Below are 23,615 nucleotides of genomic sequence, written 5' to 3'. Positions count from 1 at the left end.
GAAAAAGCATTTGTTCGGAATGAAAAATATATCTTACTGCAATCAATGTTTTATTCAAAGATAAATAGCAGGAAGTAATAGAAATGTAATAAGTAATTAATACAAAATTTCAGATGTTTTATTGATATATATTTCAACTTTGAATTCAGTTGTATATTTACACTCAATATTAAGTATATCTGTAATTATCTGGAATTGTATTGAGATAGTTTAAGTAAAAGGTTTACTGTATCTGCGGGTAAAGAGTACAGATGGTATTTTGAGTAATAAAAATGATGAAGCAGATATTGATTAAAGCAGAAGGTTTTTGCAATATGTGTCTGGATTAGTAATTAAAATATATGCTTTTCAACTGAATTTCTTACAAACTGAAATTAATTTCAATTTGGCGCCAGGCAATGGTGATATATCTGAAAAAGATATTTATGACTTGTAATTCTAAATAAATCAATAATTTTTGTGTTAAGGGTGAGCTGGACGTTGAAAGTGGTTTCCGGTGCTATTAAGTTCACTAAATTATAGTTTATGTTTGTGAATAGATTTTTTGTCTGTATGTACGATGAAGAATAAAACAGGTGTTTGCATTACTATGCAAACACCTGTTTTATTGAATGCCCAATTGCCACAAAGAAGTGATTTCACGATTACGGGCATAGGAAAGTGGATGATGTTGTTCCCGGGCTTTTTGATGCGTGGGTTGAGTATCGATTTTATGAATAATTTTTAACCCTGCTGCTTCTATCCATTGATGTAATGCTTCTGAGGGGCGTAAGCCCAGATGTTCAGCTATATCGGACATAATCAGCCATACCTGCCCGTTTGCTGAGAGGTGGTTTCTGACATTTTCCAGAAATGTATTCAACATTTGATGGTTGGGGTCATAGAGTGCAGTTTCTATATCGCTGCTTGGTTTAGCGGGTAACCATGGAGGATTGCAGACAATGAGATCGGCCTTGCCCTCAGGAAACAGGCTGGTATGCTGAATATGAATTTGTTTATTTAAACCCAGATGCTCTATATTTGCTTGTGCGCATGCAATGGCGCGCGGGTTATTATCTGTTGCAATGATTTCAGGTATTCCACGCTGTGCGAGTATAGCAGCCAGTACGCCACTGCCGGTTCCTATGTCCCATGCTGTCTGACAATCTGAGGGAAGTGCTGCATGGGCAACCAGTTCAAGATATTCACCGCGTACGGGCGAAAATACACCGTAAGGAACATGGATTTTTTGTCCTTGCAATGCAGGAATGGAAACACCGGTTTTATGCCACTCATAAGCGCCAATATAGCCTAATAACAGATGTAATGGCAGAAGTAGGACGTTCTGATTGGGTTTGCCGAATACGTCGTTCAGAGCAGCTGCAATGTCTGGTGCGCGACTATTGTTAAGTATGCCCTGAGGCTGAATCTCTACTAATAGAAGCTGGAACAGGCGGCTGTGCTGAGCCTGTTGCAAACGATGTTTATGAAAATCAGTATGAATACGGGCTTTACTGCGAACACGTTTTTTAATCGCAGCCAGTAGTTGTTTACCCTGATGATAATCTCCGCGCCAGAGCAATGCAGTATGCTGACGCATGAGTTGAATCGCCTGTTCTGCGCTGATCTGAGTGATAGCCTGAATGTGTTCCGGAGCGGGATGGCGGCTGTCGCCTCCCCAGTCTGCCTGCATGTTTTGTGCGTTTTCTGTCCAGTGAATGGTTTCGTTCATGTTGGTTTGTTATATAAAAGGCATTATATAAGAGAATAATATGTTAAACAGGATTGCAGGTAAATAATAGGGCTGTGGATTGGGTGTACGTGATTTTGCAGAAATAAAAACTGCCTGAACTTAACAGATGTTCAGGCAGTTTTGTAGTTGGTATGTATTTTAGCGGTTATCCATTATAGCCAGCAGAATTTGTATCAGACTGGTAAAGATATTGTACAAAGAGACAAACAGAGTGAGTGCTGCACTGGTTGCACTGTCTTCACCACCGGCAATAACTGTACGGATTTGCCACATAATCATCAGTGAACTGAAAATGACAAAACCGGCTGCAATAGTGAGTGACAAAACCGGTAAATGCATAAACATATTCAGAATCATACCGATAATTAAAACAACTGCTCCAACAACCAGAAACTGACCAATACCTTTCATTTCAGATTTGGAACGATGAGCAATTGTTGCCATGGTAAAAAATACGGCCGCTGTCATTAATGCTGCCATACCTACAATTTGTGATCCGACAGCAGAAGCCACAGCAAGTTGTAAAAGCGGAGAGATGAAAAATCCGATAACAAAAGTAAAAACCATTAACAAGGCTATACCCAGATTGTTATAACGGTTTTTTTCAATTGCAAACATCAGCCCGTAAGCGAGAATAAAAAACGCTACAACTGATAGCCATGAATTGCTAAACAGAGCATAGAAATTTATATAATTACCTGCGTAAGCACCTGCGGCACAGGGCAGGAAAGATAGTCCGAGCAGGCTGTAGGCTTTGCGCAGAACAACGGTTTGCTGGTTGTCTTCTGCCTGACCCAGCTGGGTAAAATCGTAAGTGTTACGAGATTTCATGAATAATATTCTCCGTGATTTTGTCAGTAAATAATTTCTCTGGTTGATTATATTGTAACAATTGTTGGCAAAATATGCACAATAATGATGAATTGTTACAATAAAAATGTTGATTTTTATTTTTAAATATATTTCTAATAATATTAGGCTGATTTGGATTTTTTCAAGGATTTTGAATCGCCGGCAGAATACATAGATGAGCAGAAATATTATTCTATATTGGCCAGTTTGTGTGTCTGAATGCTTAGCAACCATTTATTATTATGGCGGTTTTGATTCAGTCTGCCGAGATATTGTAATGTCGAAAGCATATTGAACTGGTTGTTTTGTTCGCAGGGCGAAAGAAAATAGTGTCTGGCCTGAATATGTTGTTCTATGTTCTGGCAGAAGGTAAGAAAATCCGGATGGTTTTCAACTACGATGCGTACTTCGTCAGCCTGACGCTGTAGTGGAAACGGATATTGGTGACGATAATAAAATTTCGGGCTCAGGGCTATATAGTCGATAAGCGGGTCTACTGTGCCCAAACCATTGCTTTCGATGGCAAGATAATAATTTTCCTGTTTAAGTGCGCGTAAAAGTAAGGGCAGTTTTTTGTTGATAGTAGGTTCGCCGCCGGTAATGATTATGTTTTTACTCTGAAACTGACTGACGGTATTGAGGATGTGCTCCAGACTCATACTTTGGTAACTCATGAAGTCAGTATCGCACCATGGGCATTTGAGGTTACAGGCTGCCAGACGGATGAAAATAGCAGGCATACCGGTATTGTAGCCTTCGCCCTGCAGGGATTCGAAGATTTCGACAATATTAAACTGGATCATAGCTGGTATTCTGATATTCGCAATAGGAGGTAGGGGTTTCCCATAGGGTAATTTTGGATACTGGCAGATGAGCTGTAAGCTTATTGAAGATAAACCGGCTCATGCTTTCAGCAGTAGTGCGACAGGGAAAGGCAAATACTTTTCGCTCCATTTGGCGAAGGAGGGCTGCGATTTTACATTCGTTGCTATTGGTTTCATCATACAGATAGGCATGATCCAGCTGGCTGATAATATGCTGGTTAATGATATTTTTGATGTCGGAAAAATCCATAACCATTTCTTTGCTGGATCCTTGCTGATGTAGCTGGTCGCTTACTTCGACAATCAGGCGATAGGTGTGTCCGTGCAGGTTATGACATTTGCCCTGATGCCCGTCCAGCATATGGCAGGCATCGAACTGGAATTCTTTGGCGATTTTAAACATATTTTCTGTCTAAAAGCCAAAGAAGAAAGATTTGTCATTAAGAGAAGATGATATTGCAGAATACAGTTGATACATGTGTAGCAGGGCTCCTAGTTTTTTTTCGTGGGATGGATTGCGAACCACGTGGTTATTCAGTTTTCAATAACACATTTGCTGTGTGAAGGGATTTCTATTACTTCAAGTATATATTTTAATGGGATCAGCTGTTTTCTTACAAGGGTAACTGAGTAACTGCGGGATTGATTCAGTGTCGTCCTGAACGCCAGATTGACCAGATTACCCAGAGGCTGTTGCTGAATGCCAGTAAATAGCCAATCAGTCCGAAAAACGACAGACCGAATATTTTCGGGCCGGAGTTAATACTCATAACAATAGATGAGCCAATGATAAGTGCCGCTGTAACAATTCCCATTGTCAGGCGATTAACAACTTTATCCAGCTGGTTATTAAATTTATCGATGTGCTGAATGTTCAGGTTAACAGGGAGCTGTCCGTGCCGGATGCGTTTACTTAGACGTAATAGATTTTGGGGTAGTGTATCTATTAACTGAGCTAAAAGATGTAACTGTATTTTATTGTGGCGCCAGATTGACTGGATGTTAAAGCGATTGCGCAGTACGTTTTTGATGGTGTTTCGTGCATGATTTAACAGTTCAAAGTCGCCGTCTATTTTTTTTATAACGCCATCAAGGGTAATCAGGCATTTGAACAGGATAATCAGATCCGCAGGCAGGGTGAGACCATGTTCACGAATAATATGGGTAATATCGTTAATTATCTGACTGATACGCAGTTCTTTACTATTGAGCTGCTCATAATTATTCAGCATTTCCAATACATCTGTTCCGAGCTGGTCTTCGTTAATAATTTCTCCCTGCGCCCAGTTGGACAGAACATATTGCAGTGCAAACTGGTCGTGCTCCAGCAGTGCATGAATCAGAGTGATGATTTCCTGATGGCGCTGCTGGCTTAACCGGCCGACAAGCCCGAAATCAATTAAGGTGATTCGTCCATCATTTCGTACTAAAATATTACCCGGATGCGGGTCTGCGTGAAATAAACCATGCTGTAATATCATATCAAGAATGGTATCGACCAGTGTGGCTGCAAGATTTTTTCGCTGCTGCTTGTCCCAGCCGGTGAAATCAAGATTTTTAAGTAAAGTATCGTCAATATATTCTTGTACTAATATTTGCCGGTTAGAATATGCCGCATAAGTTTGTGGTATATGGATTTGCTGCTGATAGTTGTAAAGGCGGGAAAAATGTTGCATATTGCGACGTTCGGCAGACAAATCTGTTTCTTTTTCGAGTGAACGGGCAAAATATTGCACCATTTGTACCGGATAGTAACGTCTGGACTCGGGTATTTCCGATTCAAGCAGTTGTGCTATGTGGTTAAGAATACGCAGATCAGCTGCTACGGTTGACTCAATACCCGGGCGTTTAACTTTAATGGCGACCTGTTCTCCGCTGATAAGTGTGGCGCGGTGAACCTGTGCTATGGATGCGCTGCCGACAGGCTGAGCTTCTATATTACTGAAAATGCTTTCCAGTGGCTGGTTAAGCTGAGCCTGAATAATATTTCTGATGTCTGGAATCGGAAGAGGATGTGTGTTGTTTTGCAGATGGGCAAATTCCTCTGTCCATTCTTCTCCGAAGACATCGGTACGGGTAGCTAATATTTGTCCGAGTTTGATGAATGTTGGTCCGAGCTCTTCAAAGGCGAGCCGCACTCGTTTTGGTGTGCTCAGGTAGTGCTGGTGATTCTGGCCTGAAGGGTCGGAGTGTTGGTACCAGCGTCTTGGTAATTTGATACGAACAAGAAATTCACCCAGACCGTGTTTGGCCAGAATGGTGATAATTTCGCGCATACGCGCCCAATCGCTGATATGGGATGAGCTGGGTGAATACATATGATGATGTCCCGAACAATTGCTATTTACAGGATAGCAGAATTGTTTGATGAACTGATGGAATAATGTTGGCATGAAGTGGATAAAAACATTAATGAAGACGGCAACGGTATGCTTGTGTGCCAATTTCATTCTGATTTCGCCGGTAATGGCGGCACCGGATGAAGGTCTGGATAATGCAGCGCTGGAGCGTTTGATTCGTGACAGGACTGCTACACCGGCTGTGCGTACAGGTGATGACGCCAGTGACCTGATTATGAACGCAATGGGACTGCTTGGTGTTGCCTATCATTTTGGCGGAAATTCCCCCACAAGCGGACTGGATTGTAGTGGTTTTATGCAATATATCTTTCGGCGCAGTATGGGTGTTACTTTGCCGCGCAGTTCACGGCAGATGGCTACGGTAGGTGAAGCAGTCAGCCGAACCAGTTTGCAGCCGGGGGATCTGGTATTTTTTAGTCCGGGTGGTGGTGGGATTTCCCATGTGGGTATGTATATCGGTAATGGCCGGATGATCCATGCGCCGCGTACGGGTAAGAATATTGAAATTACCAGTATTGAACAGGGTTATTGGTCTCGTGCTTTTGTGACTGCGCGCAGGGTGAAACACTGATGAAACCTTTACCACCGATGCCGAAGTGGGTAGATGATGCGGGCAATGTGGTCTCTTGCACTGAAAAAATTAAGGTGATGCAGCAAAATATGCAGGAGATCTATGAGCTGGCACAGGAAGCTTTTGAAGACGGACTACTGATGGGGTGTCAGGAAAAGCAGTTACGCGCTTATCTGAGCGAACTGATGAACGCAGTGGAGAACCCCTATCAATAATGTATTGATAGTGTGTACTGCTTAAGCACTCATCGAACTTCATCTATCAAAATTCTGAATATTTGGTTATGTATGCTAATTTGTTGCGTACATAGCAATGGTTTACTGCTGCCTTTAAAATGATTAAATACAACTATGAAATTTTATTAGGGTCGCCAGTTGGCCATAAATAACGCCCATCATCAGGATGGGCGTTATTGTTGCTGTGAATATTGGTTTAAAACAGATTATCCAGCGGTTTGCCGTTATTTCCGTTTGCTGCGGGTTTTGGTTTTGTTGTCGGAGCGGTATTAACAGGAGTTTCAGAGTTATTTTCTCTATTAGTGGCAGCGGGAACGTTTGTGGGCGTAATAGGCCGAATTTCTTGTGTATTTTCCGGGGTGGCTCTGTCTCTGGTATTAGCTCTGCCGGTAGTAGCAGGTAGAGCAGGTTCGGAAGCAGTATCAGGTTCTGTACTCTCTGAAGCAGCTATAGCAGGATTGGGTGAAAATACTGGTGTTGGAACATTACTGCCTGTTACCGGTGCACCGGTCGGAGTCAGTACTTCAAAGCTTGCCTGCGAGGCGAACTCTGTGGTTTCAGAGGTTGAATTCAGAACTTGCCATGCGTGAAAAACAAACCAGACAACAAATATGGCCAGAATCAGAAATAAAGTCAGTAGAATTTTGGTGAATGTACTCAGACCAGTTTTAACCGCTTTTTTTTTGTTTTTTGTTTCCGGTGCGGTAGGTTTAGTGCTCATGATAGGTAATCCTTCAGGGATATCGTTGCGTATAATATCGTTATTATACGCAAAATTTTGTTTACGCTAATCAGATACTGGCAATTTACTGCTTCGATAAGCTTGGTCTATATGGTTGTATCGCAGCAGAATGTCGGTTATCAGGGGTTGACCGGTGTACTCTTCGGAGTATTTTCAAAGGTTTGATACAAAGTAATAACTTTCTGAACACCAGACGTTGTACTGATGGCCGTTGTAGCGGCCTGTTGTTCATCTGGTGTCAGAATACCCATTACATAGGTAACGCCATTATAAGTAACTACTTTGACGTGATTTGCCGATACGCCTTTGGTATTTAGCAGATTGGAACGTATTTTTGAGGTAACCCATGTATCATCTGTAACATGACTTAATTTACGATTCTGAGTGGCGATATCAATGTAGTTATAGATTTTTTGTGCCGCAGGCTGGGCACGGGCAACGCGCTCTACCAGATTTTTATCATTTTCACTGGCTACTAAGCCAAGCAGTAATATCTGCCGGTTGTAGCTGATAACGGACAGTGTAGGCTGGAATTTACTTTCCTGTGCCTGACTATTCAGGTATGAGATAGCACCATCATGAATCCGAACTTCCATTATTTTGTCATCTGCCTGTGCGCCAGTAGTACGTCGGTCGATAACTGAAAGCGTACCAACAGTGGCACCACCTACCAGAACAGCCGGACAGCCGGTCAGGGTAGTGGTCAGGCAAAGTCCCAATGCCAGAGCAGAAAGATATTTTTTCATGAAATACACCTGTAAATTGGTTGTTGCAGGTTATATACCACCTAGCAATAATTGGTCAATCTGTGCGCACAAGGCATGAATAGTTACCTGATGTGCCTCAAGTACACGTAACGGATGGTCGCCGGGTACATTGAGCCAGAGATCGTCATCGCGCAATAATCCGGCAACTTCACCACCGCTTCCGCCGGTAATCGCCAGCACTCGCATATCACGTTCATGCGCGGTTTTAATCGCACTAACCAGATTGATATTCTGTCCATCTGCCGATAGTACACAGAGCATATCATGCTGTTTGCCAAGTGCGTGAATTTGCTTGGCAAACATATCGTTAGGACCGCTGTCGGTTAATATGCTGAGTACAGAAGGATTATTACACAGTGATAAGGCGGCCAGTGCCATGCGTTCCTGTTGTAATCGGGTCACCATATAGGCGGCGAGCGTGTTTGCCAGTGATGCATATGCACCATTACCGGCAATAAGCAGCTTGCCATCACTCATCAAGGCCATCAGTATTCCCTGAGCAACTTCGGCAATTGGTTCAGCCAGTAAGTCTGCACACTCGTTCAGAAGCTGGGCACTATCGGCAAAATGTTGATGGACGGAGATGGATTCTGTCATATAAATTAATTTGTTAATTAAGGCGGGAGCATGAAATATGCTTGGTATTCACAATGTGTTACGCGTAAATACCCCTGTGCAGGTTTCAGGCTGCGTGACTTCTGAAACGGCACTATTATACGGTTTATAACCCGTGCAATTGTTAACCGTAAACTCTGAAACATTATCACTACGTGGTATAGTAACAGTTTCAGGCTTATGTACGGAGTTTTCAGTTTAATGCCTGATGATAAAGTTTAATCAGATTACGGATTTATAAATGCAAGCCCATTACCAGAAAGCTGTTGCCAGCATTGTACCGCAAACCCTTTATGTAGTGGCTACTCCGATTGGTAATCTGGCAGATCTGAGTTTTCATGCATTGGCAGTATTATCCCGGGCAGATTTAATTTGTGCAGAAGATACACGCGTAACACAGCAATTACTGCGTGCATACGGTGTTTCTGCACGATTGATCAGTGTGCGTGAACAGAACGAACAAAGTATGGCAGAGCGCGTTATTGCTGCTCTGGCTGCCGGTCAGGTAGTGGCGCAGGTTTCTGATGCCGGTACGCCGGCAGTGTGTGATCCTGGTGCACGGCTGGTAACACGGGTACGTGCGGCCGGTTATCAGGTATTACCGGTAGCAGGCCCGAGTGCAGTAATGACAGCTTTGAGTGTTGCGGGAGTTACTCAGTCAGATTTTTATTTTGCGGGATTTTTACCGGCAAAAAGTGGTGAACGTCATCAAAAGCTACAGTTATGGAAAGAAGTATCTTATCCGGTAATTATGTTTGAAACGCCCCACAGAATTGCAGATACACTGGCACAAATGGTTTTACTTTATCCGCAACGTACTCTGATGCTGGCACGTGAAATCAGTAAAACTCATGAAACCTATCTATGCGGCACAGTTTCTGAAATTCAGTCGATTGTACAGGCAGATGCTAATCAGAAACGTGGTGAGATGGTACTGATACTTCATCCGGCACCAGTGGAAAAAAATACCGAGCTATCTGCTGAAGCTATTAATATTATGCAGATTTTAGTGCAGGAACTGCCAACCAAGCAGGCTGCTGTACTGGCTGCGCAGATTAGTGGTGAAAACCGAAAAGCCTTATATGATTGGGCAATTAATGCTAAAAAGTTATCAGAATAAACACAATCATTAGGACATGTTAAAATAATTTATGCCCGATGCTATTTTACACAATGCCGGTCATTGTTTATGATACTGTCTGAATTGGCTATTGCCGCCGCTGTTGCGCTGGCACCCCCTGAATATTGCAATGATTTAAGGTAAACCGTTATGTTGAAAAAAAGTGTGAATCGTTCCGGCTGGTGCTTGCTGGTACTGGCATTAAGTGCCTGTACTCTTTTCAAACAGCCGGCAGCACCGACAGAAACGGGTAGCAGTGATGTAACTACAGGTACTGCTGCTACCACTGCCGACAATCCATATGGTGCTGCTCCTTATACGCCACCGGCAAATACAGCTCCGGCTTATACACCTGCCGCTGCAGGTACTTCTACTGGTTATGTGGGCAATTACTCTCCGGTTGATATTAATGCAGCAACGCATACGGTACAGCGCGGAGATACGGTATATAACATTTCCAAACGTTATCAGATTACTCAGGATAATCTGCGTTTATGGAATAATATAATAGAGAATAATATTAAGGTAGGGCAGGTTCTGCGCGTGAAGCCTGCCGGCTATGTGGCACCGGCTGGTAGCACAAACACAACTACTACTGTGACTGCTCCTGTACAAACAGCAAATGTCACTACTACTACCAGTACAACCACGACAACTACACCAACCAGTACAAGTACTGTATCAACCAGTAAAACAGTGAGTGTTGGAGGCGTCCGTAATGTAAGCGGAATTGAATGGCAGCGTCCGACCGCCGGTAATATTCTGCAGAGTTATGGCGGCAGCAGTAAAGGTATTGATTATGGTGGTAATGCCGGGCAGCCTATTCTGGCAGCTGCTTCTGGTAAAGTAGTGTATGCCGGTAATGGTTTGCGTGGCTATGGTAATCTGATTATCGTACAGCATAATCAGACATATCTGACCGCCTATGGTAACAACCAGAATATTCTGGTAAAAGAAGGTCAGCAGGTTAAACGCGGCCAGCAGATTGCTACTATGGGGAATACTGATGCTAAACGCACTCAGCTGCATTTTGAATTGCGTGAAAATGGTCAGCCACAGGATCCCAGCCGTTTTCTGCCAATGTGATTATCAGACGACTAACTGAATGTGTTAGTTGTCAATAAAAGCACTTATTCACTGGATAAATAAATTCAGAGAGTAAGTGCTGTTTTTATGCAAAATAAATTAACTTATATAGGTAGAGATAAACTAAACCCAATTGAAAAAATTAATAATGGTTGCTGGATAAAATTGATAAATTTGACAAAAAGTTAAATTCAGCATTAGAAATGCGCTCCGTTATTCTGCAAGCGGATAAGGTTCACAGGCGTATTTCTAAAAATTTATGTAAGCTGCTGACTGAATTGCGATTCAAGTAAAATTTATACTATTAAAAGTATTAACAGAGGAACTGTTCAGCAGATTGTACAGTAGCAAGATAATTCAATGCGGCTAAAAAACTGTTTTGTACATTTGTCGCGCTAATGATGGTGCTATTAAACTCCAGATTCAGTGTTGCGCATGCATCTGCAATAACAATTGGCTGATAACCGAATTCAACTGCCTGACGAGTGGTAGAGTCAACACACATGTGTGTCATCATGCCACAGATAACCAACTGCTCTATATTCTGTTGTTGAAGGTGTTCATGCAGGGTTGTTTGTAAGAAGCTATTGGGATAGCTTTTATGAATTATAAATTCATTCGTGTCTGCAATCGGCAGTAATTGATGATGTAATTCTGCACCATGGCTGTCAGGCTGAAAAAAAGTAGCTCCCGGTTTATTATTAATATGCTGGATGTAATACACGGGCAGCTGCTGATTGCGGAAATACTCACGAACCTTCAATATTTTTTCCAGTGCCAGTTGTGGCTGGTACAGTTCCATTTTACCTGATGAAAAATAATCATTTTGTACATCAATTATAATGAGTGCTTGTTTCATTAGTTATATCCTGTTGGTTTTAATAATTTAATTATGCGCCTTATCTGTTTTCGACAGAATAGGCTGATGAAAAAGATATACACGATTTATTTTCAGGATGAAACTATGGATAAAAAAGACAGAGCAATTCTGGATTTATTAAAAAATAATAGTCGTTTGTCGTGGAAAGAGATTGGCGAGAAAGTATTTCTTAGCGGACAGGCAGTGGGGCTAAGGGTACAGAACCTGCTTGAGACCGGCGTGATAGAACGTTTTACACTGACTGAACACTTGATATCGGAACAATTTATTTTTATTTATATGAATAGCAGCCGGTTTGCTGAATTCGAGCATTTGGTGAGTACCTTTGCTGAGGTACAGGCTCTGTATAAAATTACGGGTGATGGTTGCTATTATATTCATGCAAATTTTACTGCCGAGCAGCTGGAACCGTTTTTACAACAGATAACAGTTTACGCACGTTATAAAGTAAGCCATAAATTACGCAGACTGATTTAATCTGATATCTGCGTAAGCTTATTGAGTAAGACATGCGGCCATAATGGTATCTTCTTTCAGACACAGATTGTGAGCAAAATATAAACTATTTTCTACCAGCCCCAGATCTTCTTCGCACTGAGTTTCAGTTTCAATAATCAGCATTTGTTCCGGCCGTCCGGCATGCAGGCTCATGCGCATTTGTGCGGGCGTAAACGGCAGATTATGCTTTTGGGCGAAGCTGCGTGCACGGCTGTTTGCTGTTTTCAGCATGGGTATCAGGGTAATATCCAGATGAAAAATTCTTACACCCATGACCAGAATACGTGCGGCAAACCAATCTGCCTCATCACTGATAATATCAGGAGTAGGTTGTTCAAAGCCCAGACGCTGTGCAGCAATTAACATTGCTATCAGGCGCAGTTGAGGAATCAGAGCTTCACTAAGCATAAATGCAGTCTGGAATTGTGGCTGTAGCTGGCATAGGTCAGAGCGGTGCTGATTGCCGTCAACAATCATGTACCAGCGTTGAAGCTGAGCCACAGGTGATTCTGATTGCCGTAACTGATTTAGCGGTAATGCGGACATTTTATTCTCCAGTAGTTGTCGATTCATTTGTAATGCCTTTCTGTATGAGGCGCTTGTAGCAACAAAAAACCGCCTCGGTTTGGCCGGGCGGTTCACTTTTTTATTTTGCTTATTAGATATTATATAAACGCAAAAAAGCACCGCACCGAGGTGTGGTACCAATAATAAGCAAAAGAGAAAGTGGTTGCGTTTTTCATCATTAAACCTTAAACCTTATTGAAACATGTGTCAAGAATTATTTTCTTCACCCCAGCGTGTAATCAACTGATGAGGTATATGCAACTGATCCAAAATACGTCCTACTACAAAATCCACCATATCCTGAATAGTTTGAGGGTGCTGATAAAAACCGGATACCGGGGGCAGAATGCATACACCCAAACGTGACAGTTTAAGCAGATTTTCCAAATGAATGGCTGATAAAGGCGTTTCCCGCGGTACGATGATCAGCGGACGATTTTCTTTAATCGATACATCAGCTGCCCGTTCAAGTAAATGGTCGGAAGTACCAGCTGCAATGGCGGCAACACAACCCATGCTGGCCGGACAGATAATCATTGCATCAGCAGGATTGGAACCGGAGGCCGGAGGTGCAAACCATTCATCGCGGCCAAATACAGTAAGCATGGATGAGTCTACGCCGTATTCTGCACACAATGCGGCATTACACTGTTTAGCATTTGCAGGTAAATGCCAGTTGATTTCCTGTTGTGCGACTATCTGGGCAGCCTGTGAATACAGTAACCAGACCCTTATATCAGCCTGTAACAGGCAGCCCAGCAGACGTTTGGCATAAGGCATACCCGATGCTCCGGTAAGAGCCAGTGTAACGGTTTTGACAGAATGAGCAGAGGGAAAAATCATAATAAAACTAGTGTATATTCAAATATGCCTGTTATTATAGCTATTTTGTTTTCAATATAACATTTGGCATATGACAGCTATATTCAGATGAAAACCATTATTAGCCAGTTGAAGTTTTATTTTCTGTAATTGTGATTAATTAATCAAGCTCCGCAGATAATGGCAGGCTGGCAAAAACTTAAATTTCTGAATAACTAAATACAAATATTAAAACTGATCATGGAATGATAAGCATGTTGTGGAAAAAAATATTATGGTGGCCCTGTTTTTGTGTCAGTATTCTGGCCGGCTGTGCTCAGGTTCCTCCTCCTGTTGCTGAAGAGCGTGAATGTGATTCGAGAGCGATGGCAATGGCTTTATTGCAATCTAATCAGCCCTATGGCACCAATAAAATTCGCTGTGCGGTATCGTCAAAAAACTTACCTGTAATGAAACCTGAACGTACCGCACCACCTGAAGTCAGCCTGCGTATTGAACGGCCGGTGACAGAAGTGAGTAAGTGTCTGCATGAAAAATTTCAGTCACGGTTTAAACTGCCGCAGGAATTTTACAAAATCAGCTCCTATCCTAATGGCACTCAGACACTGGCACTGGTAAATCCTTTCACACAGACAGAAGGTTTACAGATAGACGTAGTTAAAGCAGGTATGTCGCAAAGTATAGTTAATCTATATTCTAATGGTATGACTTTGTCGGAAGCGTGGAAAAAATTTCCTGAGCTGTGCCGCTAAATGGAATCAGTTTTTGATTTGCATAAAGTAGAATGTATCAAGCCCCTCTCAAAGGAGGGGCTTTTTGCAAACAAGGGGTTTAGCCTGAAATTTATTTTCCTGCTTTAAGATTTTGCCATAATCGCAATTCGTATTTCAGAGTATCCGATTTTGCCGGTAATACCAGATAACTGTTAGCCAGAACCTCATCTGACGGAAAAATACTGTTATCTTCGCGATATTCTTTTTTTATCAGTTCTTTTGCCGGCATGCTTGAAGGTGCGTAACTAACATAATTGGCGTTTCTGGCTGCTATTTGCGGTTCCAGTATCCAGTTCAGGTAGCGATAGGCATTTTTGAGGTTGGTTGCATCTTTCGGAATAGTTAATGTATCTATCCAGAGAGAAACCCCCTGAGTCGGAACCAGTACCACGATATCTTTTTTACCGGTTGCATCCAGCCGGCGTCGTTTGGCAATGTTCAAATCACCGCCAAAACCGATGGCTACACAAACATCGCCGCGTGCCAGATCGTCTATGTAGCCAGAAGACGAATAGCGTAATACATTGCTGCGGTTTGCTTTGATAATATTAGCAGCAATATCTATATCATCTTTGCTCTGGCTGTTCGGATCTTTGCCGGCATAATGCAACGCCAGCGGAATCATCTCTACCGGACTATCCATGTAACTGATGCCACAGTTTTTCAGTTTATCGGTATACTCAGGATTAAAAACCAAATCCCAGCTATTTTCCGGCATTGGTGTAGCACCGAGTGCCGCATTCACTTTTTCAATATTGATTGCAATGGTATTCATACCCCAGTAGTTGGGGACCGCATACTGATTATCCGGATCTACGTCTTTTAATAAATCCAGTAATTTCGGGTTAATGTATTTCCAGTTAGGCAACTGATTTTTGTCTAGTGGCAGGTATGCTCCGGCTTTAATCTGGCGTCCGACAAATGAGTTGGACGGCCCGACAATATCATAGCCGGACTGCCCGGTCAGAATTTTGCTTTCCAGTGTTTCGTCACTGTCATAAAAATTGTAAGTAACTTTAATGCCATATTTTTTTTCAAATTCACCAATAGTTTTCGGGTCAACATAGTCTGACCAGTTAAATATTTTAAGTGTCTTGGTGTCGCTCAAACTATCAGGTTTGCTGGCCGCTACAGCAGAAGCCGGTTGAGGACCGGCATTGTCGTGTGAACCGCTGCATGCAGTCAGAATACATAAAATCAAACCGGATAAACCCAGACAGGCTGTGTTTTTCATGTCCGTCCTTTTCAAAGATGTGCCAAGGCTGGCTGGCATGGTTATGTGTTATTACCACCTTTGTAACTTCAATCTGTTCGTATGGGGGTAACTATACCGCATAAGGCATTAGTGTTGTCGGAATTGTCATTTTGGCATGGATTTTCGTCTGTTCAGGTAGGCTTATGCGTAAAACTGCGGTAAGATAAGCGGATGATTTTAACAAGGGTGATGGTTGAGGTGGACTAACCAGTGTCCTGTTTTTATATCTATGTTCAGGCAGTCTGTGTTTTATACAGACTGCCTGAATACGATTAATCACCCGTCTTATTGAAACTACCATGAAAACAGCAGAATTACGTTCTAAATTTCTTCAATTTTTTGCAAGTAAGGGTCATCAGGTTGTACCTTCATCTTCACTTGTACCTCCGCAGGATGATAAAACCCTGTTGTTTACCAATGCGGGTATGAATCAGTTTAAAGATGTGTTTCTGGGTTTTGACAAGCGCCCGTACAGCCGTGCGACAACAGCACAAAAATGTGTGCGTGCCGGTGGTAAACACAATGATCTGGAAAACGTTGGTTATACCGCGCGCCATCATACATTTTTCGAAATGCTGGGCAATTTCAGCTTTGGCGATTATTTTAAGCGTGATGCCCTGCATTTTGCCTGGGAATTTCTCACCAGTAAGGACTGGCTGAATCTGCCACAGGAAAAACTGCTGGCAACTGTTTATGCGGATGATGATGAAGCTTATGATATCTGGTTAAATGAGATTGGTCTGCCACCGGAAAAAATTATCCGTATAGGTGACAATAAAGGCGCACGCTATGCTTCTGATAATTTCTGGCAAATGGGCGATACCGGTCCGTGCGGTCCTTGTTCGGAAATTTTTTATGATCATGGCGAACATATCTGGGGCGGGCCTCCGGGCAGTGCCGAAGAAGATGGTGACCGTTTTATAGAAATCTGGAACTGTGTATTCATGCAGTATAACCGGGATGAAAACGGTACTATGAATCCGCTTCCTAAGCCGTCAGTTGATACAGGGATGGGACTGGAGCGGGTGTCGGCGGTATTGCAGCATGTACACAGTAATTATGAAATCGATCTGTTTGTCAATTTGCTGCATGCTGTAGCGCGTGTTGTAGGCATTCCGTATAGTCAGGATGTACCCAGTCTGAAAGTCATTGCCGACCATATCCGCTCTTGTGCGTTTTTAATTGCTGATGGTGTATTACCCAGCAATGAGGGGCGTGGCTATGTATTGCGGCGTATTATCCGCCGGGCTGTACGCCATGGTTATAAACTGGGTTGTAAACAGGCATTTTTCCATTTGCTGGTAACGGATCTGGTGCAGGAAATGGGCTCTGCTTATCCTGAGCTGGTTGAAAAACAGGCACAAATTAGTGATGTACTGAAACAGGAAGAAAGCCGTTTTGCGCAAACACTGGAAACCGGAATGACTCTGCTGGAAAGTGCCTTGCAGAATGGGGGGCAGACACTGGCTGGTGAGGTAATTTTCAAACTATATGATACTTATGGCTTTCCATATGATTTAACCGCTGATATTGCGCGTGAGCGTAATATCAGTCTGGATGAAGAAGGATTTGAGCGTGAAATGGCTGCTCAGCGTGCCCGTGCCCGTGCAGCGCAGAATTTTAAAGCCAATACTCAGCTTACCTATGAAGGTACTGATACAGAATTTACCGGCTATCAGCAACGCCAGAATGAAAGCAAAGTTCTGGCTTTGTATCAGGATGGTGAAGCTGTTGAGCAGTTAAATGCCGGTGAATCAGGTGTGGTCGTGATTGATTTCACACCGTTTTATGCAGAATCTGGTGGTCAGACTGGTGATACTGGTTATATTTTTGCCGGTGAAAATCGCTTTCAGGTGGAAGATACGCAAAAAATCAAAGCTAAAGTATTTGGTCAGTTTGGCGAAATGCTGTCCGGCAGTCTGAAAGTGGGTGATGCTGTTACCGCTCAGGTAGATAGTGTACTGCGCGAAGCCAGTATGCGTAATCACAGTGCCACTCACCTGATGCATCGCGCCTTGCGTGAAGTATTGGGTACACACGTTGAGCAGAAAGGTTCTCTGGTTAATGCTGAGCGCACCCGCTTTGACTTTTCACATCCACAGCCGGTTACTGCTGCACAACTGGCCGAAGTTGAACGTCGGGTAAATCAGGCAATTGTGGCCAATGTTCCTGTATGTGCGCAGAATATGAGCTTTGATGAAGCCATTGCTGCCGGTGCGATGGCGCTGTTCGGAGAAAAATACGGTGACGAGGTACGTGTACTGAGCATGGGCGAATTTTCTACTGAATTATGCGGTGGTACCCATGTTGCACGGACTGGAGATATTGGTCTTTTCAAAATTATTTCTGAAAGTGGTATTGCTGCCGGAGTACGCCGTATTGAAGCTGTGACCGGATTGAATGCTTTACAGTTTGTTCAGCAGCAGGAAGAGTTGCTTAAGGCGGCGGTTGCCGAAGTAAAAGCACAGACTGCTGAAGATTTGCTGCCTAAACTTCAGGCAATACATACTCAAACCAAACAGTTGGAAAAGGCATTAACTGAAGCCAGAAGTGAACTGGCCAGACAGGCAGGTACCGCTTTGCTGGCTCAGGCCAGAACTATCGGTACAGCTCGTCTGGTGCTGGGACAAATTGAGGCAGAAAGCAGTGCTCTGAGAGATATTGCTGCTGATTTAATTGCACAGGGTGATAATATTATCGTTCTGCTGGCAGCAGTAAATGATGGTAAAATTGCCATCATAGCAGGAGTATCAAAAGCATTAACTAAAACAATCAAGGCTGGTGAGCTGGTTAATTATGTTGCCGGTCAGGTTGGTGGTAAGGGTGGCGGTCGTCCCGAACTGGCACAAGCCGGCGGGCAGGATATAGCTGCATTAGAACCGGCGCTCGCCAGTGTAACTGACTGGTTAGCTTCCAAATTAGGATAAGACTTTAGTAAATGAAAAACAGCAAGCGGTTTATGGATGATAACAAACATAAGCCGTTTTTTTTGCTTATTCACAGGAGAATACAATGCAGAGGTATGTAAAAGCTTGTTTGGCAGGCTGGATGCTGATGGTTGCAGTATGTTCGTTCGCTGCAACGCAGGAACAGCTGGCGCAACAACAGTTACAGCAAAATGTGGATATGGTGTTATCAGTGGCTCGTGACAAAAGCCTGAATGAACAACAGCGTATTAGTCAGATTGAACGTTATGCCGATCAGTATCTGGATTATGAGCGTATTTCAGCTTTGGCTGTAGGTATGCAATGGCGGCAGTTTACTGCACAGCAAAGACAGGATTTCAGTGCGGCCTTTAAAAATATGATTGTGCGCATTTATGCACATTCAGCATTGATGGGTGCCAGTAATGCATCTGTGAAGGTTATACCAAAGGTAGTGAATCAGGGTAATAACCGGCTGGAAACATTTACCGAAATTGTTAGTGCCGGTAATAAACACTACACCGTGGGTTATCAGATGTATTATGCTAATGGTGTCTTTAAAATTTATAATTTCCGGGTCAATGGTACCAGTCTGGTTACAGTATACCGCAGTCAGTTTGATCAATTGATTCAGAAACAGGGTATTGATGCAACTATTGCTCAGTTACGTGATAAAGGTTTGGGTAAAGTGCAGATCAATAAATAATACATATATTTGAACAAAAAAACGGTGATGGATTGAATGTCCATCACCGTTTTGTTATATCTGTCTGTTTTTAATTTTGCCGTAAATAAACAGAATAATGCAGGCAAAAATAATCGAAGCTATTAAACCGGCTTTTTCACCTGCATGGTACCAGCCAAATGCCTGACCAACATATCCGGCCAGTAATGAGCCGCCTATACCGAGTAAAGTGGTGACCACTATGCCAAGTTGCTGTTTGCCCGGATAGATTAGTTTGGCAATTAAACCAATGATAAAGCCAACTATAATTGTCCAGAGTAACCCCATGATGTTGTACTCCTGAGAATAAGGAAGCTTTATCTTAATCCTGTGGCTATAATAAAAGTTGAGTTATTAAGTAAAATCAATATTAATTATGATTTTTTAAATAAATATATGTAATCAGTAAGTTATATTTTAAAGATAAACACAAGAACAACTGACGGAAGATTTAAGCAGTGTGAAAGAGAAAGTGTAGGATAATTCTTAGTTTACTCTCTGAGAGAATAGTATTTTGTATGAAAATAGATAAATAAAAAAAAAGCATAACAATAAGTTATGCTTTTTTTATTGCCGGACTGTTAGTGGTTACCAGCGTAGGTATTAACAGTACGGAAAGGAGTATTTTCTGGTGTAGAGTCAGAAACATGAGTGTTTTGACCATTTTGAGCAGTAGATTCGCTGAAATGACGAACATCAGTATCATCGTTGTTACTATTAGCCATAGCGAAACCTGCAGTCATAGCCAAAGAAGCAGCCAGTAAAGCAGAAGAAACTAATTTTTTCATTTTTGTTTCCTTTCAAAATGAATTATCAAAATATTTTAAATTTAAACGCCAAATTGTTATTTTTGCTTTTGCAATGTGGTTATATTAATACTTTATTAGTATTTTGATAATACCTGATTAGTTAAAGATGAATTTCTTATTGAGAAACTCAATGGCGATGTTTAATGTCAATAAAAAACAGACTAAAACGTCATTGATTCAATGATGAAAAAGTCTGTTTTGAGTATAAGTACTATTTGAGTATCAATCAATAGAAATGATTGAGAAATATATTAATACTATAATATTGTGGTTTATTTTCCATATACGGGTAAACGATTGCAAATTTTCTGTATTTTTTCTGAGACTTCTGAAATAACTTTTTCATTGTCTGCATTATCCAGTACATCAGCAATCAGATGACCAAGTTCACGCGTATCTGTTTCAGTAAAGCCGCGAGTAGTAATCGCTGCCGTGCCTAAACGGATACCGGAAGTGACAAATGGTTTTTCCGGATCATTAGGGATGGCATTTTTATTAACGGTAATATGTGCTTTGCCCAGCACCGCTTCTGCCGTTTTACCGGTAAGTTTTTTTGGTTGCAGGTCTACCAGAAATACATGGCTTTCAGTACGGCCTGAAACAATACGCAAACCACGTTCAATCAAGGTTTCTGCCAGTACTTTGGCATTAGCTTTAATCTGACGGGCATATTGTTTGAATTCCGGCTGTAAGGCTTCTTTGAAGGCTACTGCTTTGGCTGCAATCACATGCATTAACGGACCACCTTGCAGGCACGGGAAAATAGCTGAATTCAGTGCTTTTGCGTGTTCGTCGCTGCGGCACATAATCACACCGCCACGCGGTCCGCGCAGAGTTTTATGGGTAGTAGTGGTCACAAAATCAGCAAAAGGCACTGGATTCGGATACTCTCCGCCAGCGACCAGACCGGCGTAATGCGCCATGTCTACAAACAGATAAGCACCTACTTTATCTGCAATCTCACGGAAACGTGCCCAGTCTATTTCCAGAGCATAAGCAGAAGCACCGGCCACAATCATTTTCGGCTTATGCTCCAGTGCCAGCTGTTCCACCTGTTTGTAGTCGAGGATTTCATTTTCATCCAGACCATAGGTAATGGCGTTATACAGGCGACCGGAAATATTGACACTGGCTCCGTGAGTCAGATGCCCCCCATGCGCCAGAGACATACCCAGAATAGTGTCGCCCGGTTGTAATACGCTGGCGTAAACAGCCTGATTGGCCTGAGAGCCGGAATGAGGCTGTACATTGACATAACTGGCGCCAAATAATTCTTTCAGGCGGTCGATAGCCAGCTGTTCTACTTCATCGACATATTCGCAGCCACCATAATAACGTTTACCCGGATAGCCTTCGGCATATTTATTAGTTAACTGGCTGCCCTGAGCCTCCATTACGGCGCAGCTTACGTAGTTTTCTGATGCAATTAGTTCTACGTGATCTTGCTGGCGCTGATCTTCACGGGCAATGGCACCGGCCAGTTCCGGATCAAATTTTTCGATGGTTAACGCTTTGGAAAACATGGTGGTTGTTCCTTTTGAGGATGAAGAAATAAAGAATTTGCTGAATGCAGCAGAGAGTGAGTGGTGGCTATTTTAACTGATAGTAATGTGTATGTGGCTGAATTTGATAATGTGTGATGATGAAGTATATTCATAAATACACATTCTGACGATGTAGCACTGGATTTCAGTCTGGTAAGGGTAATAACCTGTTTTTAGGATTCAGTAAATCAATTGCGGATGCTGAACCAAAAATAAATTATCTGGTAGAGAAGTGATGCAGTCTGATAAAAAACAGCCCTGTTGGAAACAGGACTGCCTGACATTATCCGGAATCAATTACATTTTCATAGAACCGGTTTTCAGGAATTGTTCATGCCAGCTTAAAGCTTCAGTGAGAATATGAGGTGTATGAATACCTTTTGCCGTTTGCAAAGCACGGTCGTAGTAATCCTGCAACTGATCGCGATAATCCGGATGAGCACATTTTTCAATCATCACTTTTGCTCTCTGCCGCGGAGCCAGACCGCGCAAATCAGCCAGACCCTGCTCAGTAACAATAATCTGTGTATCGTGTTCGGTATGGTCAACATGTGAAACCATCGGCACGATGCAGGAAATCTTGTCATCTTTAGCAGTAGACGGGGTAACAAAGAAATTCAGGAAGCTGTTGCGTGCAAAGTCACCTGAACCGCCGATACCATTCATCATGCTGGTACCCATTACATGGGTAGAATTGATGTTGCCGTAAATATCGGCTTCAATCATTGAATTCATCCCAATAATACCTAAACGACGCACCAGTTCAGGGTGGTTGGAGATTTCCTGCGGGCGCAGAATAATGCGTTCACGGTAAAAATCAATATTGTCTGCAAAATCCTGGAATGCCTTAGCAGACAGGGAAATAGCGGTAGCAGATGCAGTAGCCATTTTTCCGGCACGTATCAGATCCAGCATACCGTCCTGCAATACTTCGGTATAACCATACAGATTTTCAAACGGACCGGTTAACAAACCTGCCAGTACGGCATTTGCCACGTTACCAACGCCAGACTGAATTGGCAGCATTTCTTTAGGCAGACGCCCCATTTTGATTTCGTGAGACAGGAAATCAACAATATAAGCGGCAATCTGTTTGGATTTGTCATCAGGTTCGCTGAAGACATTGTCGCGATCCGGAGCATTGGATTCAACAATAGCGACTATTTTGTTTAAATCAACTTTCAGGTATTTTTCACCGATGCGATCATCAGCGCGGGTCATGTTAATTGGTTTGCGGTGGGGCGGAATAGCATTATCCATAGGAATATCATGCATGCCTTCCATTTGTATCGGCAAACCGGTATTGATTTCCAGAATAACCTTGTCCGCCATATCCAGCCATGTCTGATTATTACCGATTGCGGTAGACGGAATCAGATGTCCGTCTTCAGTAATGCCCAGTACTTCGATAATGGCTACATGCATGTGACCCAGAAAACCAAACCATGCCTGCTGGGCAACATGCGATAAATGCATGTCAATAAAATTGACATCGCCATTGTTGATTTCCTGACGCATATGGCGATCAGTATTAAATGGTAAACGCTGATTTATTGCATGTGCCTCAGCTAGTGCGCCATCACATTCCGGCGCAGTGGAAGCACCAGTCCATACATTAATTTTATATGGCCGACCGGCAGCATGTTCAGCACGGGCAAAATCAGCAATAGCTTTCGGCAAAACTTTAGGATAGCTGGCGCCGGTAAATCCGCTCATGCCGACATTGGCATTATTATCTATCAGGGTAGCAGCTTGCTCAGCAGACATAAGGCGGGAATGAAGTGAGGTATAACGAATGCGATCCTGTACGGACATCGTGTTTTCTCCTTATTAAATCAAAAATGCCTGACCCTTGCCTGGTCAGAGTGAGGCGTAGAAGATAAGTGTTTGTCTTTGCCGTATATTCAATTCAGT

Annotated in this window: 24 protein-coding genes and 1 riboswitch; of the genes, 8 read left to right on the top strand and 16 right to left on the bottom strand. The window is 42.6% G+C overall.

Annotation, left to right across the window (positions count from 1 at the left end; translation table 11 throughout):
- Positions 1 to 604: 604 nt before the first annotated feature.
- From GYY70_RS05075 to GYY70_RS05055, 5 genes are all read right to left on the bottom strand, one after another.
- Positions 605 to 1,711, bottom strand: coding sequence for a class I SAM-dependent methyltransferase (locus tag GYY70_RS05075; RefSeq protein WP_238791831.1), 1,107 nt, complete (start codon positions 1,709 to 1,711; stop codon positions 605 to 607).
- A 159-nt stretch (positions 1,712 to 1,870) separates the two neighbouring features.
- Positions 1,871 to 2,563 (bottom strand): Bax inhibitor-1 family protein, encoded by a 693-nt coding sequence (locus GYY70_RS05070; protein WP_078475113.1) that lies wholly within the window; start codon positions 2,561 to 2,563, stop codon positions 1,871 to 1,873.
- 209 nt (positions 2,564 to 2,772) lie between these two features.
- Entirely contained in the window at positions 2,773 to 3,387 is a 615-nt protein-coding gene (locus tag GYY70_RS05065) for a 7-carboxy-7-deazaguanine synthase QueE (protein ID WP_174831472.1), read from the bottom strand.
- Entirely contained in the window at positions 3,374 to 3,811 is a 438-nt protein-coding gene (gene queD / locus GYY70_RS05060) for a 6-carboxytetrahydropterin synthase QueD (protein WP_174831471.1), read from the bottom strand. Before queD ends, GYY70_RS05065 begins: the two co-directional genes overlap by 14 nt.
- Before the next feature lie 83 nt (positions 3,812 to 3,894).
- A riboswitch (PreQ1 riboswitch) is annotated at positions 3,895 to 3,940 on the bottom strand.
- Between the two features lie 115 nt (positions 3,941 to 4,055).
- Positions 4,056 to 5,726, bottom strand: a complete 1,671-nt coding sequence (locus tag GYY70_RS05055; protein ID WP_174831470.1) for an AarF/ABC1/UbiB kinase family protein — start codon at positions 5,724 to 5,726, stop codon at positions 4,056 to 4,058.
- Positions 5,727 to 5,799: 73 nt separating this feature from the next.
- On the opposite strand from GYY70_RS05055, the gene GYY70_RS05050 reads away from it, so the two are divergent.
- Both GYY70_RS05050 and GYY70_RS05045 read left to right on the top strand, forming a co-directional pair.
- A complete protein-coding gene (locus GYY70_RS05050; RefSeq protein ID WP_025330203.1) occupies positions 5,800 to 6,339 on the top strand; it encodes a C40 family peptidase in 540 nt (179 codons plus the stop codon).
- 17 nt (positions 6,340 to 6,356) lie between these two features.
- Positions 6,357 to 6,554, top strand: a complete 198-nt coding sequence (locus GYY70_RS05045) for a hypothetical protein (RefSeq protein WP_232617000.1) — start codon at positions 6,357 to 6,359, stop codon at positions 6,552 to 6,554.
- A gap of 217 nt (positions 6,555 to 6,771) precedes the next feature.
- Here GYY70_RS05045 and GYY70_RS05040 read toward each other — a convergent pair whose 3' ends face one another.
- The 3 genes from GYY70_RS05040 to GYY70_RS05030 all read right to left on the bottom strand — a co-directional run bounded on the left by GYY70_RS05040 (position 6,772) and on the right by GYY70_RS05030 (position 8,681).
- The gene (locus tag GYY70_RS05040) at positions 6,772 to 7,296 is read right to left on the bottom strand and encodes a hypothetical protein (RefSeq protein WP_025330205.1); all 525 of its coding nucleotides are present in this window, start codon (positions 7,294 to 7,296) and stop codon (positions 6,772 to 6,774) included.
- Between the two features lie 140 nt (positions 7,297 to 7,436).
- Positions 7,437 to 8,063 (bottom strand): BON domain-containing protein, encoded by a 627-nt coding sequence (locus tag GYY70_RS05035; protein ID WP_174831469.1) that lies wholly within the window; start codon positions 8,061 to 8,063, stop codon positions 7,437 to 7,439.
- Positions 8,064 to 8,093: 30 nt separating this feature from the next.
- The gene (locus tag GYY70_RS05030; RefSeq protein ID WP_025330207.1) at positions 8,094 to 8,681 is read right to left on the bottom strand and encodes an SIS domain-containing protein; all 588 of its coding nucleotides are present in this window, start codon (positions 8,679 to 8,681) and stop codon (positions 8,094 to 8,096) included.
- Between the two features lie 259 nt (positions 8,682 to 8,940).
- Here GYY70_RS05030 and rsmI point away from each other — a divergent pair, with 259 nt between their 5' ends.
- Together rsmI and GYY70_RS05020 are read left to right on the top strand one after the other, a co-directional pair.
- Positions 8,941 to 9,819, top strand: coding sequence for a 16S rRNA (cytidine(1402)-2'-O)-methyltransferase (gene rsmI / locus GYY70_RS05025; RefSeq protein ID WP_174831468.1), 879 nt, complete (start codon positions 8,941 to 8,943; stop codon positions 9,817 to 9,819).
- Between the two features lie 150 nt (positions 9,820 to 9,969).
- Positions 9,970 to 10,905, top strand: coding sequence for a peptidoglycan DD-metalloendopeptidase family protein (locus GYY70_RS05020; RefSeq protein ID WP_174831467.1), 936 nt, complete (start codon positions 9,970 to 9,972; stop codon positions 10,903 to 10,905).
- A 313-nt stretch (positions 10,906 to 11,218) separates the two neighbouring features.
- On the opposite strand, the gene GYY70_RS05015 is transcribed toward GYY70_RS05020, so the two are convergent.
- Positions 11,219 to 11,764 (bottom strand): cysteine hydrolase family protein, encoded by a 546-nt coding sequence (locus GYY70_RS05015; protein ID WP_174831466.1) that lies wholly within the window; start codon positions 11,762 to 11,764, stop codon positions 11,219 to 11,221.
- 66 nt (positions 11,765 to 11,830) lie between these two features.
- Here GYY70_RS05015 and GYY70_RS05010 point away from each other — a divergent pair, with 66 nt between their 5' ends.
- Complete coding sequence (locus GYY70_RS05010) at positions 11,831 to 12,262, top strand: Lrp/AsnC family transcriptional regulator (RefSeq protein ID WP_174831465.1); 432 nt, start codon at positions 11,831 to 11,833, stop codon at positions 12,260 to 12,262.
- A gap of 18 nt (positions 12,263 to 12,280) precedes the next feature.
- Here GYY70_RS05010 and GYY70_RS05005 read toward each other — a convergent pair whose 3' ends face one another.
- Both GYY70_RS05005 and GYY70_RS05000 read right to left on the bottom strand, forming a co-directional pair.
- Entirely contained in the window at positions 12,281 to 12,856 is a 576-nt protein-coding gene (locus GYY70_RS05005; RefSeq protein WP_238791829.1) for a hypothetical protein, read from the bottom strand.
- Between the two features lie 201 nt (positions 12,857 to 13,057).
- A complete protein-coding gene (locus tag GYY70_RS05000; protein ID WP_037393625.1) occupies positions 13,058 to 13,693 on the bottom strand; it encodes a flavin prenyltransferase UbiX in 636 nt (211 codons plus the stop codon).
- Between the two features lie 233 nt (positions 13,694 to 13,926).
- Here GYY70_RS05000 and GYY70_RS04995 point away from each other — a divergent pair, with 233 nt between their 5' ends.
- Positions 13,927 to 14,424 carry a hypothetical protein gene (locus tag GYY70_RS04995; RefSeq protein WP_174831464.1) on the top strand — a complete coding sequence of 166 codons (498 nt, stop codon included), beginning with the start codon at positions 13,927 to 13,929 and terminating at the stop codon, positions 14,422 to 14,424.
- 91 nt (positions 14,425 to 14,515) lie between these two features.
- Here the strand turns inward: GYY70_RS04995 and GYY70_RS04990 are convergent, their stop codons facing one another.
- Positions 14,516 to 15,679 carry an extracellular solute-binding protein gene (locus GYY70_RS04990; protein WP_174831463.1) on the bottom strand — a complete coding sequence of 388 codons (1,164 nt, stop codon included), beginning with the start codon at positions 15,677 to 15,679 and terminating at the stop codon, positions 14,516 to 14,518.
- A 320-nt stretch (positions 15,680 to 15,999) separates the two neighbouring features.
- Here GYY70_RS04990 and alaS point away from each other — a divergent pair, with 320 nt between their 5' ends.
- Together alaS and GYY70_RS04980 are read left to right on the top strand one after the other, a co-directional pair.
- The gene (gene alaS / locus GYY70_RS04985) at positions 16,000 to 18,627 is read left to right on the top strand and encodes an alanine--tRNA ligase (RefSeq protein WP_174831462.1); all 2,628 of its coding nucleotides are present in this window, start codon (positions 16,000 to 16,002) and stop codon (positions 18,625 to 18,627) included.
- An 85-nt stretch (positions 18,628 to 18,712) separates the two neighbouring features.
- Positions 18,713 to 19,330, top strand: a complete 618-nt coding sequence (locus GYY70_RS04980; protein WP_025330218.1) for a phospholipid-binding protein MlaC — start codon at positions 18,713 to 18,715, stop codon at positions 19,328 to 19,330.
- 54 nt (positions 19,331 to 19,384) lie between these two features.
- Here the strand turns inward: GYY70_RS04980 and GYY70_RS04975 are convergent, their stop codons facing one another.
- The 4 genes from GYY70_RS04975 to GYY70_RS04960 all read right to left on the bottom strand — a co-directional run bounded on the left by GYY70_RS04975 (position 19,385) and on the right by GYY70_RS04960 (position 23,516).
- Positions 19,385 to 19,636 (bottom strand): GlsB/YeaQ/YmgE family stress response membrane protein, encoded by a 252-nt coding sequence (locus GYY70_RS04975; RefSeq protein ID WP_084548264.1) that lies wholly within the window; start codon positions 19,634 to 19,636, stop codon positions 19,385 to 19,387.
- A gap of 293 nt (positions 19,637 to 19,929) precedes the next feature.
- On the bottom strand, positions 19,930 to 20,136 hold the full coding sequence (locus GYY70_RS04970) for a hypothetical protein (RefSeq protein WP_025330220.1): 207 nt from the start codon (positions 20,134 to 20,136) through the stop codon (positions 19,930 to 19,932).
- Between the two features lie 293 nt (positions 20,137 to 20,429).
- On the bottom strand, positions 20,430 to 21,680 hold the full coding sequence (gene glyA / locus GYY70_RS04965; RefSeq protein WP_025330221.1) for a serine hydroxymethyltransferase: 1,251 nt from the start codon (positions 21,678 to 21,680) through the stop codon (positions 20,430 to 20,432).
- 318 nt (positions 21,681 to 21,998) lie between these two features.
- Entirely contained in the window at positions 21,999 to 23,516 is a 1,518-nt protein-coding gene (locus GYY70_RS04960; protein ID WP_037475978.1) for an acetyl-CoA hydrolase/transferase family protein, read from the bottom strand.
- Positions 23,517 to 23,615: the final 99 nt, after the last annotated feature.

This window comes from Snodgrassella sp. ESL0324, from assembly GCF_013344955.1.
In the GTDB taxonomy this organism is placed as follows: Bacteria; Pseudomonadota; Gammaproteobacteria; order Burkholderiales; family Neisseriaceae; genus Snodgrassella; species Snodgrassella alvi.
This window is presented reverse-complemented; position numbering and strand designations above follow the sequence as displayed.

Coding starts and splice junctions, on each gene's coding strand:
- GYY70_RS04970 (WP_025330220.1), bottom strand. CDS start 20,136: ATGAAAAAATTAGTTTCTTCTGCTTTACTGGCTGCTTCTTTGGCTATG.
- GYY70_RS05030 (WP_025330207.1), bottom strand. CDS start 8,681: ATGACAGAATCCATCTCCGTCCATCAACATTTTGCCGATAGTGCCCAG.
- GYY70_RS05005 (WP_238791829.1), bottom strand. CDS start 12,856: ATGAATCGACAACTACTGGAGAATAAAATGTCCGCATTACCGCTAAAT.
- alaS (WP_174831462.1), top strand. CDS start 16,000: ATGAAAACAGCAGAATTACGTTCTAAATTTCTTCAATTTTTTGCAAGT.
- GYY70_RS04980 (WP_025330218.1), top strand. CDS start 18,713: ATGCAGAGGTATGTAAAAGCTTGTTTGGCAGGCTGGATGCTGATGGTT.
- GYY70_RS04975 (WP_084548264.1), bottom strand. CDS start 19,636: ATGGGGTTACTCTGGACAATTATAGTTGGCTTTATCATTGGTTTAATT.
- GYY70_RS05045 (WP_232617000.1), top strand. CDS start 6,357: ATGCCGAAGTGGGTAGATGATGCGGGCAATGTGGTCTCTTGCACTGAA.
- GYY70_RS04990 (WP_174831463.1), bottom strand. CDS start 15,679: ATGAAAAACACAGCCTGTCTGGGTTTATCCGGTTTGATTTTATGTATT.
- GYY70_RS05035 (WP_174831469.1), bottom strand. CDS start 8,063: ATGAAAAAATATCTTTCTGCTCTGGCATTGGGACTTTGCCTGACCACT.
- GYY70_RS05070 (WP_078475113.1), bottom strand. CDS start 2,563: ATGAAATCTCGTAACACTTACGATTTTACCCAGCTGGGTCAGGCAGAA.
- GYY70_RS05020 (WP_174831467.1), top strand. CDS start 9,970: ATGTTGAAAAAAAGTGTGAATCGTTCCGGCTGGTGCTTGCTGGTACTG.
- GYY70_RS05055 (WP_174831470.1), bottom strand. CDS start 5,726: ATGTATTCACCCAGCTCATCCCATATCAGCGATTGGGCGCGTATGCGC.
- glyA (WP_025330221.1), bottom strand. CDS start 21,680: ATGTTTTCCAAAGCGTTAACCATCGAAAAATTTGATCCGGAACTGGCC.
- GYY70_RS05010 (WP_174831465.1), top strand. CDS start 11,831: ATGAAAAAGATATACACGATTTATTTTCAGGATGAAACTATGGATAAA.
- rsmI (WP_174831468.1), top strand. CDS start 8,941: ATGCAAGCCCATTACCAGAAAGCTGTTGCCAGCATTGTACCGCAAACC.
- GYY70_RS05075 (WP_238791831.1), bottom strand. CDS start 1,711: ATGAACGAAACCATTCACTGGACAGAAAACGCACAAAACATGCAGGCA.
- GYY70_RS05050 (WP_025330203.1), top strand. CDS start 5,800: ATGAAGTGGATAAAAACATTAATGAAGACGGCAACGGTATGCTTGTGT.
- queD (WP_174831471.1), bottom strand. CDS start 3,811: ATGTTTAAAATCGCCAAAGAATTCCAGTTCGATGCCTGCCATATGCTG.
- GYY70_RS05040 (WP_025330205.1), bottom strand. CDS start 7,296: ATGAGCACTAAACCTACCGCACCGGAAACAAAAAACAAAAAAAAAGCG.
- GYY70_RS04995 (WP_174831464.1), top strand. CDS start 13,927: ATGTTGTGGAAAAAAATATTATGGTGGCCCTGTTTTTGTGTCAGTATT.
- GYY70_RS05065 (WP_174831472.1), bottom strand. CDS start 3,387: ATGATCCAGTTTAATATTGTCGAAATCTTCGAATCCCTGCAGGGCGAA.
- GYY70_RS05000 (WP_037393625.1), bottom strand. CDS start 13,693: ATGATTTTTCCCTCTGCTCATTCTGTCAAAACCGTTACACTGGCTCTT.
- GYY70_RS05015 (WP_174831466.1), bottom strand. CDS start 11,764: ATGAAACAAGCACTCATTATAATTGATGTACAAAATGATTATTTTTCA.
- GYY70_RS04960 (WP_037475978.1), bottom strand. CDS start 23,516: ATGTCCGTACAGGATCGCATTCGTTATACCTCACTTCATTCCCGCCTT.